This window comes from Pseudomonas putida (assembly GCF_028682175.1).
GTDB lineage: Bacteria > Pseudomonadota > Gammaproteobacteria > Pseudomonadales > Pseudomonadaceae > Aquipseudomonas > Aquipseudomonas putida_AD.
Genome location: NZ_JANHKS010000006.1, coordinates 1 through 12,644, shown reverse-complemented (window position 1 = coordinate 12,644; position 12,644 = coordinate 1). Strand labels below are relative to the sequence as shown.

Sequence of the window (12,644 nt, the reverse complement as noted above, 5' to 3'; positions counted from 1 at the left end):
AGTTTGATTGCAAATTACCCGCCCCAAGCGGCAGGCCTCAAGTATGCCGGTGCCTTATCCAGCGCACCGGATTGCTCTTGGCTTGCAGCTTGAAGCTTGCAACTTGTCGCTGCTTCGTTGCTGCTTATTGGGATTTCCTGACCCGCAGGTACCACTCGGAGAGCAAGCGAACCTGTTTGTCGGTGTAGCCCCTTTCGACCATTCGGGTAACGAAGTCGTTATGCTTCTGTTGATCCTCTTTGCTGGCTTTTGCGTTGAAGCTGATGACCGGCAGCAGATCCTCGGTGTTGGAGAACATTTTCTTCTCGATCACCACGCGCAGCTTCTCGTAGCTTAGCCAGGTCGGGTTCTTGCCGTTGTTGTTGGCGCGAGCACGCAGCACGAAGTTGACGATCTCGTTGCGGAAATCCTTCGGATTGCTGATGCCGGCCGGTTTCTCGATCTTCTCCAGTTCTTCGTTCAGGGCCACGCGGTTGAGGATTTCCCCGGTTTCCGGATCGCGGTATTCCTGATCCTGAATCCAGAAGTCCGCGTAGAGCACATAGCGGTCGAAGATGTTCTGGCCGTACTCGCTGTAGGACTCCAGGTACGCCGTCTGGATTTCCTTGCCGATGAACTCGATGTAGCGCGGCGCCAGGTATTCCTTGATGAAGCGCAGGTAGCGCTCGCGGGTTTCGGCCTGGAACTGTTCCTGCTCGATCTGCTGCTCCAGCACGTACAGCAGGTGAACCGGGTTGGCGGCCACTTCGTGCGGATCGAAGTTGAAGACTTTCGACAGAATCTTGAAGGCGAAGCGGGTGGACAGGCCATTCATGCCTTCATCCACGCCGGCGCTGTCGCGATATTCCTGGATCGACTTGGCCTTGGGATCGGTGTCCTTGAGGTTCTCGCCGTCGTAGACCCGCATCTTGGAGTAGATGTTCGAGTTTTCAGGCTCCTTGAGGCGCGACAACACAGTGAACTGAGCGAGCATTTTCAGTGTGTCGGGCGCGCAATGGGCCTTGGCCAGCGAGCTGTTGAACAGAAGCTTGTCGTAGATCTTGATCTCGTCGCTGACGCGCAGGCAGTACGGCACCTTGACGATGTAGATCCGGTCGATGAAGGCTTCGTTGTTCTTGTTGTTGCGGAAGGTGTGCCACTCCGATTCGTTGGAGTGGGCCAGCAGGATACCGGTGAACGGGATCGCGCCCAGGCCTTCGGTACTGTTGTAGTTACCTTCCTGGGTGGCGGTGAGCAGTGGGTGCAGGACCTTGATCGGCGCCTTGAACATCTCCACGAATTCCATCAGGCCCTGGTTGGCCCGGCACAGCGCGCCCGAGTAGCTGTAGGCATCGGCGTCGTTCTGTGGGTATTCCTCGAGCTTGCGGATGTCGACCTTGCCGACGAGCGCCGAGATGTCCTGGTTGTTTTCATCACCAGGTTCGGTCTTGGCCACGGCGATCTGGTTGAGGATCGACGGATAGAGTTTGACCACCTTGAACTGGCTGATGTCGCCCCCGAACTCGGCCAGTCGTTTGGTCGCCCATGGCGACATGATGGTGTTGAGGTAGCGGCGCGGGATGCCGTAGTCCTCTTCGAGGATCGTCCCGTCTTCGGTGGGTTTGAACAGGCCCAAGGGCGATTCGAAAACCGGCGAGCCCTTGATGGCGTAGAAAGGTATTTTTTCGACCAGCTGTTTGAGTTTTTCAGCCAGGGACGACTTGCCGCCGCCTACAGGGCCGAGCAGGTAAAGGATCTGTTTCTTCTCTTCCAGGCCCTGGGCCGCATGGCGGAAGTACGAGACGATTTGCTCGATGCAGTCCTCCATGCCGTGGAAATCCTCGAACGCCGGATAGCGCCGGATGACCTTGTTGGAGAAGATGCGTGATAGCCGGGAGTTGGTCGAGGTGTCGAACAACTCAGGCTCGCCAATGGCCATCAGAAGACGCTCTGCGGCTGAGGCGTATGCGCTGCGATCGGTTTTGCAAAGCTCCAGGTACTCCTGTAGCGAGAGCTCTTCCTGGCGTGTCGATTCAAAGCGTTGTTGGAAGTGGCTAAAAATACTCATGACGTCACCTCGCTCGATACGTGGAGCCGGCGGCGGATCGTCAGTCGATGTTGGATGGACGCCGATCACTCGACAACCATTTACCCCCCAAACACCATAAAAGTAGCTACCGATGACCCGCGCGCCGGTGTACCGGCTCTCCCCTGATTCGGATGGCCTGAGGTAAGGATAGATCGGAATCGCGCATACAAAGAAGGAATGCGCGTGAAGGCAGGCTTACCGTTCGTCAGTTGAGGGCGCGAGCCCGCGTAGAACGCGGGATCGGGCGTCAAAAAAATATTTTCGAATCAGCCTTGTGCGGTTTCTGCGGGGAAAGTGGTTTTCCACAGTTCGAAACCGCCATCCATGCTGTAGACCTCGGAGAAGCCCTGACCTACAAGATAGGCTGCGGCGCTCTGGCTGGAGTTGCCGTGGTAGCAGACGACGACGAGCGGTTTGTCGAGATCGGCATTTCGGATGAAATCGGCAATGGAATGATTGTCCAGATGATGCGAGTCGGGGATGTGATTGCTGGCGAACGTCTGTGCGTCGCGAACATCGACCAGCACCGCGCCTTGCTCACGCAGGGCCTGGGCCTGCTCCGGCGGAATGCGTTTGAAGTCGGTCATGGCGTGGGCTCCTGGGCCGTTGGGTTCTCGACGGTTCGAGAACGGAAAAGGGAATTCTAACGCCGGGCTGCGATGGAGTCGCCAGTGCCAGGGTTGCTGGATGTTGAAGGGGCAAGGTTGCCGCGCTCGTCGCAGTCGCAGTGGATCAACTGCCGGGTATCGACGTTGAGCATGCGCATCCTGCCGCCCCACACGCAGCCGGTGTCCAGGGCGTAGACGCCAGGCTCTTCGCATCGCCCTTCTAGGGCAGCCCAATGGCCGAAGATGATGTTCAGGCCGCGGGTCTTGCGATCCTTGTGGCTGAACCATGGCAGGTAGCCATCTGGAGCGCTGTCCAGGCCTTCCTTGCTCTTGAGGTCCAGCTTGCCGTCAGCGGTGCAGAAGCGCATGCGCGTGAAGTAATTGGTGATGACCCGCAGCCGCGTGACGCCGTGCAGGTCCTTGTCCCACTTGGCCGGCTCGTTGCCGTACATGCCGTCCAGAAACGGCTCGAACAGGTTGTCGTCGCGCAGGGCCTCTTCGACTTCTTCGGCGCAGCGCAGGGCCTTTTTCAAGGTCCACTGCGGCGGGATCCCTGCGTGCACCAGGGCGATGTCGCGCTCGGCGTCGTAGTGCAGCAGCTTTTGCTGGCGCAGCCAGTCGAGCAGGTCCCTGGCATCGGGCGCTTCGAGGATTTCGCGCAGGGTGTCGCCCTTTTTCAGGCGTTCGATGTTGCGCCCGGCAGCCAGCAGGTGCAGGTCGTGATTGCCCAGCACGCAGACCACAGAGTCGCGCATGGCGTAGAGGTAACGCAGGGTTTCCAGCGACTGGGGGCCGCGATTGACCAGGTCGCCCACCAGCCAGAGCGTGTCTTTGCCGCGTTCGAACGAAACGCGCTCCAGCAGGCATTTCAGAGGTTCAAGGCAACCTTGCAGATCGCCGACCGCGTAAACCGTCATCAGTGAAGCGCCCCCGGTACCGCCAGCCGGAAGGGGGCGATGACCGCGTCGAAGCGTTTGCCGTCTTCGGCGAGCATCTGATAAGTGCCCTGCATGTTGCCGACCTTGGTCGTCATCACGGTGCCGCTGCTGTAGGTGTGGCTTTGTCCGGCCTGGATCAGCGGCTGCTGGCCCACGACGCCCTCGCCGCGAACTTCTTCGACATGGCCGTCGCCGTCGGTAATCACCCAGTGACGCGACAGCAGCTTGGCAGGCAGTTCACCGTTGTTGTGCACGGTGATGGTGTACGCGAACGCAAAGCGGTTCTGCTCGGGCTGAGACTGTTCGGCGAGGAAGCGGGTAACGACGCTGACGTCGACCTGATAACGAGGATCGGACATGCGAGAGGCCTTAAAGCGGGAGCGGAAAAAGCCGGAAAAGCCCGGAAAGGGTTCAGTCTAGGACATGTCACGGGTAAAAAACCAATGGCGGCTTGGCCCCGGACATGTCCTTGCAGGTATCAGACGACAGGCTTGTCGCTGAGTTTGTCAGCCAGGCGCACGAACGCAGCCAGATCCAGCTGCTCGGGGCGCAGGCTGCCGTCTACGCCAGCTTCGGAAATTTCCTCGCTGGTGAGCAGCGCCTTGAGCGTGTTGCGCAGGGTCTTGCGGCGCTGGTTGAACGCTTCGCGCACGACGCGCTCAAGCACGCGGTGATCCTTGGCCGGGTGCGGCAGGGTTTCGTGCGGCACCAGGCGCACGATGGCCGAGTCGACTTTCGGCGGCGGGTTGAACGCGCCCGGGCCTACGTTGAACAGATGTTCCACGCGGCAGTGGTACTGGACCATGATCGACAGACGGCCCCAATCGCCACCGCCAGGCCCGGCGGCCAGGCGCTCGACCACTTCCTTCTGCAGCATGAAGTGCATGTCGCGGATCAAGTGGGCGTTCTGCAGCAGATGGAAAATCAGCGGCGTGGAAATGTTATACGGCAGGTTACCGACCACGCGCAGGCTGCTGGGGGCCGCGTTCAGGCTGGTGAAGTCGAACTTCAGCGCATCGCCCTGGTGCAGGTTGAAGTTGCTCAGGTGGCTGAACTGCTGCATCAGGATCGGCACCAGATCCTTGTCCAGCTCGACGACGTCCAGTTGCGCGCCGCTGCTCAGCAGGCCTTCGGTCAGGGCGCCCTGGCCCGGGCCGATTTCCAGCATGCGGTCCTCGGCCTTGGCGCGGATCGAGCGCAGGATCTTGTCGATAACGCCTGCGTCGTGCAGGAAGTTCTGGCCGAAGCGCTTGCGCGCCTTGTGTTGGTATTGCTCGGTCATTTACGGGTCTCGGCCATCTGATAGGCGGTTTGCAACGCGACCTTGAGGCTGCCGGTGTCGATCTTGCCGCTGCCTGCCAGGTCCAGCGCCGTGCCGTGGTCCACGGATGTGCGGATGATCGGCAGGCCAAGGGTGACGTTGACGGCGGCCCCGAAGCCTTTGTACTTGAGCACGGGCAGGCCCTGGTCGTGGTACATCGCCAGCACTGCGTCGCAGTGCTCCAGATATTTGGGGGTAAACAGAGTGTCGGCGGGCAGCGGGCCGCGCAAATCCAGGCCATCGCTGCGCAGACGCTCCAGGGTTGGTTCGATGATGTCGATTTCTTCGCGGCCCAGATGGCCGCCTTCGCCCGCGTGCGGATTCAGGCCACAGACCAGAATGCGCGGATGGGCGATGCCGAACTTGTTGACTAGGTCAGCGTGGAGAATGCGCGTGACGCGCTCCAGCCGGTCCGGGGTGATCGCATCGGCGATGTCACGCAGGGGCAGGTGAGTGGTCACCAGTGCCACCCGCAGATCGCCAGTGGCGAGCATCATCACCACCTGTTCGGTGTGGGTCAGTTCGGCCAGGAATTCGGTATGCCCGGAGAACGGGATGCCGCTTTCGTTGATGACGCCCTTGTGCACCGGTGCGGTAATCATTCCGGCGAACTGGCCGTCGATGCAGCCTTGCCCGGCGCGGGTCAGGGTTTCAAGTACGAAACTGCCGTTGGCCTTGTCCAGTTGCCCGGTGATGACAGGCGCACCCAGCGGGGTGTCCCACACATACAGGCTGCCGGCAGGGGCGGGCAGGTCGGGAAAGGCATCCGGCGTGACGGGAATCAGGCTGACGGCCACGCCCAGTTGCGCGGCCCGCTCGTTGAGCAGGTCGCAACTGGTGATGGCAATCAGGGGATGAGGCTGGGACTGCGCGGCGAGCAGCAGGCAGAGGTCAGGACCAATGCCGGCGGGCTCGCCGGGTGTCAGGGCGAAACGCTGGGGTTTCACTTGGCAGCCTGGTCAGCGCCAGGGAGCTTGATTTCTACATAGGCTTCGTCGCGGATCTGACGCAGCCAGGTTTGCAGCTCTTCGTCGTACTTGCGGTTACGCAGTACGGTCATTGCCTGTTGCTCGCGAGCCTGGTTGGTGCTGTCGGTTGCACGACGGCCCAACACTTCCAGAACGTGCCAGCCGAATTGAGTCTGGAACGGCTTGGAAACGACACCTTGCGGGGTCTCGTTCATCACATCGCGGAATTCCGGCACCAGCGTGCGCGGATCAACCCAGTTCATGTCGCCGCCGTTGAGCGCCGAACCCGGGTCTTCGGAGAAGTTCTTCGCAAGTTCTGCAAAGTCTTCGCCGTTCTGGATACGGTCGTAGATGCGCTGCGCGAGCATCTTGGTTTCAGCTTCGCTGCGGATTTCGCTTGGCTTGATCAGGATGTGACGAACATGGACTTCGTCGCGCATCTGGGTCTGATTCTCGCCGCCGCGTTTTGCCAGCAACTTGAGGATGATGAAACCGCCTGGGGTACGGGCAGGAGGTGTCACTTCGCCCGGGCTCATCGAGTTGAGCATGTCGCCGAATGGCGGTGGCAGTTGAGCGGCTTTACGCCAGCCCATGTCGCCGCCGTCCAGGGCGCTTTCGCTGGCCGAGGAAGAGATCGCCAGTTGTTCGAAGTTGGCGCCTTGCTGCAACTTGCCGTAGATGTCCTTGGCCTTGACCGCGGCTGCCTGGATCTGGTCCGAAGAGGCGCTGTCAGGGGTAGGAATCAGGATGTTGGCCAGGTGGAATTCTTCGGAGAACTGCGCCTTGCCCAGGTCCGAAGCCAGGAAGTTCTTCACTTCCTGTTCCGACACCTGGATACGCTCGGCGACCCGGCGCTGACGCACCCGGCTGATGACCATTTCACGGCGGATCTGCTCACGGGCGGTGTTGTACGACAGGCCGTCGTGGGCCAGCGCCGCCTTGAACTGCTCGATGCTCATGTTGTTGCGTTGAGCGATGGTGCCGACCGCCTGGTTCAGTTCTTCGTCGGTGATTCGAATGCCGGAGCGCTCGCCGATCTGCAACTGCAGGTTTTCCAGGATCAGACGATCCAGGACTTGGGATTCCAGCGCGCTGGCCGGGGGGACGCCCTGGCCGCGCTTGGCGATGGTTTGCTGAACTTCACGGGTGCGTTGGTCGAGCTGGCTTTGCATGACCACGTCGTTGTCGACGATGGCTACAACCTTGTCGATGGAGCGCACTTCAGCGTGCGCTACGGTACCGATGAGCAGCGCGCCCAGCATCAGCGGGCGCAGACAATCAGAAAGCTTGGTCTTCACGTTCACGATAACCTTGGATGCCTTTGTCGAGGAAGCTTTCAACTTTTTGGCCAACAACGCCGCCAAGTCCCTTCAACACGATTTGTAGGAAGATGCCGCGGTCGCCTTTCTCGTTGCTCGCAACTTCTTGAGTGGATTCGTCGTAGTCAACCCAGTAGCGGTTGATCAGACGCAGCTTCCAGCAGCAGTTGTCGTATTCGAAACCACCGAAGGCTTCGAGGGTACGGTTGCGGTTGTAGTCGAACTGCCAACGAGCAATGGCGCTCCACTGCGGCACGACTGGCCAGATGACCGAGAAGTCGTGCTGCTGGATCTTGTAGTAGTCCTTGATGACCGAGCCGTCTGGCAGAACCGCGTCGCCGCCGCCCACGGTCCAGCGACCGGTGGTCTGGTCGTAGCGGATCTGGTCGTTACGGTACCGGTAACCGGCGTTGATGATCTTGCCCGGCTCGTCTTCAGGCTGGTAGTGAACCATGGCGCTGCCGGAGCGGGTGCTGCGGCTGTCCGGGTCCCAGTTGAAGTCCGACGTGGCACGCCAGTCGCGGTTGAAGCGGTATTCGTATTCCAGTGCATACGGGGATACGTCGGATTGCGAGTCCTTGCGAGTGTCTGCATCGATACCCGGCAATTGAACCTTGCGATCCTTGAAGTACAGCGCCTGGCCGATACTGAAGCGCTGACGTTCGAAGCCGTTTTCCTCGATCCAGCGGTTGGTCACGCCCAGGGACAGCTTGTTCTCGTCACCGATGCGGTCGGAGCCGACAAAGCGGTTGTCGCGGAACAGCGAACCGTAGTTGAACGTGGTTTCACCCGTGTCGAAGATCGGGATGTCTTTCTGATCCTTCTCCGGAACGTAGAGGTAGTACAGACGCGGTTCCAGGGTCTGGCGGTAGTTCTTGCCGAACCAGTTGGTGTTGCGGTCGAAGTACAGGCCGCTGTCCACGCTGAAGATCGGTACGGCGCGGTCTACGCCACTGTCGAAGTTTTCCTGGTAGCCGGCGCCCTGGTTGCGGGCCGTCAGCAGGTCAGCCTTGCCCTGCCCATCCAGGTCCAGATCGTACTTGGTGTAAACGTATTTCAGCTTCGGCAATACGTAACCATAGCTCGCCGACATCGGCAGGCTGATGGATGGCGCCAGGTTCAGGCGGGTGCCGTTGGCGCGTTCGATGCCGAACACGGAGCGGTCCAGTCGGTTCGACAGGATTCCGTCTTCGTCACTGTACTGGCCAGTGCGCAGGTCACGATCGAACCGGACCAGCTCGGATTCATACCCGAATCGCAGTCCGCCAGGGTTGTACGGCAGCGTACCGTTGAGGGTCAGTTGCGGCAGACGGCCATAAGGCGTGGTCTGGGTCACTGTGGTCAACTGGTACTGCTGGACGTTGAGCCCGGCGGTGTAGGTGTCGCCACGGTAGACCAGAGCCCCTTGCTGGTTCAGGTAGTCATGGGTGCTGACCCCTTCCTGACCGCTTTTCAGATCCTTGAAGTAGTAAGGATCGCTGACCCTGGTGTAGTCGACCTTGGCAGTGAGGCGCTCATCCAGGCCGCTGCGGTTCTGCCAGTTGATCATCCAGCGTGTGTCCTTGTAATCGGACTGCAGCTTGCGATCATCGTTGTCGTCGTTCAGGTAAGCGGCACCGAACTGACCTTCACTGCTCTTGGTCAGGTAGCGGAACTCGCCTTCGAGCAACAGGCCGCGCTTGGCCATGTAGGTCGGGTACAACGTGGCGTCGTAGTTAGGCGCCAGGTTGAAGTAGTACGGGGTGAGCAACGAGAAGCCGGTGTCGCTGTTGGCACCGATGGTCGGTGGCAGGAAGCCGGACTGGCGACGGTCGTCGATCGGGAAATAGATGTACGGCGTGTAGAGGATCGGAATGTCCTTCACGCGCAGGGTTGCGTTGGTCGCGGTACCGAAGCCGGTGGCCGGGTTCAGGGTGATGTTGTTGCCCTTGACCGTCCAGGCGTTGCTGTTCGGTTCGCACGTGGTGTACGTGCCGTCCTTGAGGCGGATGATCGCGTTCTCTGCACGACGGGCGTACAGCGCGTTACCACGCACGTTGGATTTGTGCAGCACGTACTCGGCGTTGTCGACTTTCGCCTCGCCGGTGTCCAGCTGGATTTCAGCATGGTCACCCACGATCAGGGCGCCGTTGTCGCGCAGACGGACATCGCCGTTCAGCTCGCCACGGTTCTCGGCCTGGTGCAGGCTGGCTTCGTCGGACTCGACCTGCATCGAACCCTGGCGCATGACGACGTCACCGGCCAGCGTTGCGATCTGTTCTTCCTGCTGGTAGCGCGAGGCCTTGGCACCGATGAAGGTCGGCGCGTCGCTCTTGGCGGTCTTGTCGTCCATGCCAGGGCGAATCGGCTCGATGTAGGCGCCGGAGCAGTAAGGACCGGTCTCTGCCAGTTGGGCAGCGGTCAACTTCTCGCGTGGCACCCAGTCCAGATGGCTGTAGTCTGCGCTGCGCGATTTCAGGCCACGGCCCTTGGCCTCGGTGACCAGCATCGTCTTGGGCACGACTTCACCGCTTTCGGTGGTCGTTGTGCTCTCAGTCGCCGTGCTGCTGTTGGACGACACGCTGTTGGCGTCGTGCACAGGCCGCGGAGGCAACTGGGCTGCGTTGGATTTTGGAGCGCAATCCCAGGAACCTGTTGCCGACACCGAGCAGTCATACTGTTCAGCTGCAACCACGTACTGGGTGGCCAGGGGTTGCATCGCCAGCAAACTGCCGGTTACCAGCAACGGAAATTTTTTACGAAACGCGGGGGATTTCAATGCCATCTTATTAGTCCGGGCTTCCTGCGCGCCATCTGCCCGCGGGGGGGCCGCACGCCTCTCGATGGGCTGAAAAAGATGTCGGATAATAAAGCATGACCCGCTTGACGGCTAGCGCCGTCGGAGACCCTTGCAATGCCAGATCAAGATGTACGCCTGCAACACCTGAAAGTTTGGCTCGATGAGCAGCTGCCAAAATTGTTTTCTGCACAGGGCTGGGGCGCCGTACCCCCGGCCACGTTGACTGCGGCCAGCAGTGACGCCAGTTTTCGTCGTTACTTCCGCTGGGAAGGCGAGGGTCGCACTTTTATTGTGATGGATGCGCCACCCCCTCAGGAAAACTGCAAACCGTTTGTGGATATCGCTCATTTATTGAGCGAATCGGGAATTAATGTTCCGATAATTTATGCCGAAGACCTGAATCAAGGCTTTTTGCTACTCAATGATCTGGGGCGAAAAACCTATCTGGATGTGATCGATGAGCAAAATGCCGATCAACTGTTCGCCGATGCCATCGACGCGCTGGTTGCCTATCAGCAATTGCCGATGCAGGCACCGCTGCCCAGTTACGACGTTGCCTTGTTGCGCCGCGAGCTCGAGCTTTTTCCCGAGTGGTACGTGAAGCGTCATCTGGGTGTGGAATTCGACCCGTCGCAGCAGGCCAGTTGGCAGCGGGTCAGTGAACTGTTGATCGAGAGCGCCCTGGCGCAGCCCAAAGTGCTGGTTCACCGCGACTACATGCCGCGCAACCTGATGCTCAGCGAGCCCAACCCCGGCGTGCTGGATTTCCAGGATGCAGTGTACGGCCCGGTGACCTACGACATCACCTGCCTGTTCAAGGATGCGTTCCTGAGCTGGCCCGAAGAGCGTGTAGCGGGTTGGCTCAAGCTGTATTGGGACAAGGCCGTGGCACTGGGCATTCCCGTGCACGATGATTTCCAGGAGTTTCGCCGCGCCAGTGATTTGATGGGGGTTCAGCGTCACTTGAAGGTGATCGGCATCTTTGCCCGCATTTGCCATCGCGATGGCAAGCCGCGGTACGTCGCCGATGTCCCGCGTTTCTTCTCTTATATAGAAGCCGTGCTGGCTCGCCGGCCGGAGCTGGTGGAACTGAACAACCTGCTGACCAGCCTGGGCCAGCCAAAACAAGAAGCCTGAGCATCAATTGCTGCTTTGAAGGTACGGATGTGAAGACTGTTTTCAAGAGGAACCCATGAAAGCGATGATTCTGGCCGCCGGCAAAGGCGAGCGCCTGCGTCCCTTGACCCTGCACACGCCCAAGCCGCTGGTGCGCGCCGGTGGCGTGCCGCTGATCGAGTACCACCTGCGCGCACTCAAGCGCGCAGGCTTCACCGATGTGGTCATCAACCATGCCTGGCTCGGGCAGCAGATCGAAGATTACCTGGGGGATGGTGAGCAGTTGGGCCTGAGCATCCGCTATTCGCCCGAAGGCGAACCGCTGGAGACCGGTGGCGGCATCTTCCGTGCGCTGCCATTGCTGGGCGATGAGCCGTTCCTGGTGGTCAACGGCGACATCTGGACCGAGTGTGATTTCGCCGGGTTGAACCGCCCCATTCAGGGCCTGGCGCATCTGGTGCTGGTGGATAATCCTGCGCATCACCCGGCTGGCGATTTCGCGCTGGTCGATGGCAAGGTGCTGGACGACGCCAGTTTGCCGCGCCTGACCTACAGCGGCATTGCCATCCTGCATCCGCAGCTGTTTGCCGAATGCAGCGAGGGCGCTTTCAAGCTTGCGCCGTTGTTGCGTGACGCCATGGCCAAGGGGCAGGTGAGCGGTGAGCATCTGAGCGGGCGTTGGGTGGATGTCGGCACCCACGAGCGGTTGGCGGAAGTCGAGCAGATCCTTGCGGTGAAGTCCTAAATGCTTTGGCCATTCACGGTGATCGGCGGCGGTACCGGGTATGCGATCGCCAGCATTCCGGGCGCCATGCTGGGCGCGTTGCTCGGCCAGGCGCTGGACCGGCGCCTGCATGTGCAGAGCCTGGCCGAACTCTGGGAGCGCGCCCGAGGGCGTAGCGTTCCGCAGGATGAAGAGCTGCTGTTCATCCTGTTGGGGCGCGTGGCCAAGAGTGATGGCCGGGTGGTCGACGGTCACATTCAGCAGGCCCGGGTGGAAATGCGCCGCCTGGACCTGAGCGAGGCGGCGACGCGGCGTGCGATTGCGGCGTTCAATCGTGGCAAGGATGGGCGCGACAATCTGCAGGTCCATCTGCATCGCCTGAAAACCCAGCCCCATGCTGCCGAAGGTTTGCTGCGCGCCAGTTGGCGCATGGCGTGGGCAGACGGCAGGGCTTCACGGGCCGAGCGCAGTCTGATCGTGCTGTGGGGCAAGTGGCTGGGCTGGACGCCAGAGCGGGTCGAAGCATTGTCGGCTACCGAGGATGAACAACGGACCCGTGCGCCTGCCAGCAGTGGCGGGGAGTACCAGGAGGCGTTGCGCCTGCTGGGTGTGCGCTCGGATTCGGAGCCGGCGCAGATCAAGCGCGCGTATCGGCGTTTGCTCAGTCGCCATCATCCCGACAAGATCGCAGGGTCCGGCGCCAGTCAGACCCAGGTGCGCGAGGCCACCGAAAAAACCCGCGAACTGCACAACGCCTACGCCGTGATCCGCGACCGCCGCGGGTTCCGCTGATCCTCATTTCC

The 12,644-nt window shown here is 60.6% G+C and carries 11 protein-coding genes; 3 read left to right on the top strand and 8 right to left on the bottom strand.

Annotated elements, in window-relative coordinates:
* Nucleotides 1-124: 124 nt before the first annotated feature.
* The 8 genes from NPS29_RS06450 to NPS29_RS06415 all read right to left on the bottom strand — a co-directional run bounded on the left by NPS29_RS06450 (nucleotide 125) and on the right by NPS29_RS06415 (nucleotide 9,986).
* Entirely contained in the window at nucleotides 125-2,047 is a 1,923-nt protein-coding gene (locus NPS29_RS06450; protein WP_274131456.1) for a PrkA family serine protein kinase, read from the bottom strand.
* Nucleotides 2,048-2,334: 287 nt separating this feature from the next.
* Nucleotides 2,335-2,655: a thiosulfate sulfurtransferase GlpE gene (gene glpE, locus NPS29_RS06445; protein ID WP_274131454.1), complete on the bottom strand. Its 321-nt coding sequence runs from the start codon at nucleotides 2,653-2,655 to the stop codon at nucleotides 2,335-2,337.
* Between the two features lie 56 nt (nucleotides 2,656-2,711).
* Entirely contained in the window at nucleotides 2,712-3,593 is an 882-nt protein-coding gene (locus NPS29_RS06440) for a symmetrical bis(5'-nucleosyl)-tetraphosphatase (RefSeq protein WP_274131453.1), read from the bottom strand.
* Entirely contained in the window at nucleotides 3,593-3,973 is a 381-nt protein-coding gene (gene apaG / locus NPS29_RS06435; RefSeq protein WP_274131451.1) for a Co2+/Mg2+ efflux protein ApaG, read from the bottom strand. The genes NPS29_RS06440 and apaG overlap by 1 nt, the downstream gene beginning before the upstream one ends.
* Nucleotides 3,974-4,092: 119 nt before the next feature.
* Entirely contained in the window at nucleotides 4,093-4,896 is an 804-nt protein-coding gene (rsmA, locus tag NPS29_RS06430; RefSeq protein WP_274131449.1) for a 16S rRNA (adenine(1518)-N(6)/adenine(1519)-N(6))-dimethyltransferase RsmA, read from the bottom strand.
* Nucleotides 4,893-5,882 (bottom strand): 4-hydroxythreonine-4-phosphate dehydrogenase PdxA, encoded by a 990-nt coding sequence (gene pdxA / locus NPS29_RS06425; protein ID WP_274131447.1) that lies wholly within the window; start codon nucleotides 5,880-5,882, stop codon nucleotides 4,893-4,895. Before pdxA ends, rsmA begins: the two co-directional genes overlap by 4 nt.
* Nucleotides 5,879-7,201 carry a peptidylprolyl isomerase gene (locus NPS29_RS06420; protein ID WP_274131445.1) on the bottom strand — a complete coding sequence of 441 codons (1,323 nt, stop codon included), beginning with the start codon at nucleotides 7,199-7,201 and terminating at the stop codon, nucleotides 5,879-5,881. Before NPS29_RS06420 ends, pdxA begins: the two co-directional genes overlap by 4 nt.
* Entirely contained in the window at nucleotides 7,182-9,986 is a 2,805-nt protein-coding gene (locus tag NPS29_RS06415) for an LPS-assembly protein LptD (RefSeq protein WP_274131442.1), read from the bottom strand. Before NPS29_RS06415 ends, NPS29_RS06420 begins: the two co-directional genes overlap by 20 nt.
* A 129-nt stretch (nucleotides 9,987-10,115) precedes the next feature.
* Between NPS29_RS06415 and NPS29_RS06410 the strand changes: the two genes are divergently transcribed.
* Genes NPS29_RS06410 through NPS29_RS06400 form a run of 3 tightly spaced genes read left to right on the top strand, consistent with a single transcriptional unit; the run spans nucleotide 10,116 to nucleotide 12,633 of the window.
* Complete coding sequence (locus tag NPS29_RS06410) at nucleotides 10,116-11,138, top strand: aminoglycoside phosphotransferase family protein (protein ID WP_274131440.1); 1,023 nt, start codon at nucleotides 10,116-10,118, stop codon at nucleotides 11,136-11,138.
* A gap of 55 nt (nucleotides 11,139-11,193) precedes the next feature.
* Nucleotides 11,194-11,862 (top strand): N-acetylmuramate alpha-1-phosphate uridylyltransferase MurU, encoded by a 669-nt coding sequence (murU, locus tag NPS29_RS06405; RefSeq protein WP_274131438.1) that lies wholly within the window; start codon nucleotides 11,194-11,196, stop codon nucleotides 11,860-11,862.
* A complete protein-coding gene (locus NPS29_RS06400) occupies nucleotides 11,863-12,633 on the top strand; it encodes a TerB family tellurite resistance protein (protein WP_274131437.1) in 771 nt (256 codons plus the stop codon).
* The last annotated feature ends 11 nt before the right edge of the window (nucleotides 12,634-12,644 follow it).

Bases quoted from the DNA above. Each gene is read 5' to 3' on its own strand.
- NPS29_RS06450 (WP_274131456.1), bottom strand. From the start codon at position 2,047: ATGAGTATTTTTAGCCACTTCCAACAACGCTTTGAATCGACACGCCAG.
- glpE (WP_274131454.1), bottom strand. From the start codon at position 2,655: ATGACCGACTTCAAACGCATTCCGCCGGAGCAGGCCCAGGCCCTGCGT.
- NPS29_RS06440 (WP_274131453.1), bottom strand. From the start codon at position 3,593: ATGACGGTTTACGCGGTCGGCGATCTGCAAGGTTGCCTTGAACCTCTG.
- apaG (WP_274131451.1), bottom strand. From the start codon at position 3,973: ATGTCCGATCCTCGTTATCAGGTCGACGTCAGCGTCGTTACCCGCTTC.
- rsmA (WP_274131449.1), bottom strand. From the start codon at position 4,896: ATGACCGAGCAATACCAACACAAGGCGCGCAAGCGCTTCGGCCAGAAC.
- NPS29_RS06415 (WP_274131442.1), bottom strand. From the start codon at position 9,986: ATGGCATTGAAATCCCCCGCGTTTCGTAAAAAATTTCCGTTGCTGGTA.
- NPS29_RS06410 (WP_274131440.1), top strand. From the start codon at position 10,116: ATGCCAGATCAAGATGTACGCCTGCAACACCTGAAAGTTTGGCTCGAT.
- murU (WP_274131438.1), top strand. From the start codon at position 11,194: ATGAAAGCGATGATTCTGGCCGCCGGCAAAGGCGAGCGCCTGCGTCCC.
- NPS29_RS06400 (WP_274131437.1), top strand. From the start codon at position 11,863: ATGCTTTGGCCATTCACGGTGATCGGCGGCGGTACCGGGTATGCGATC.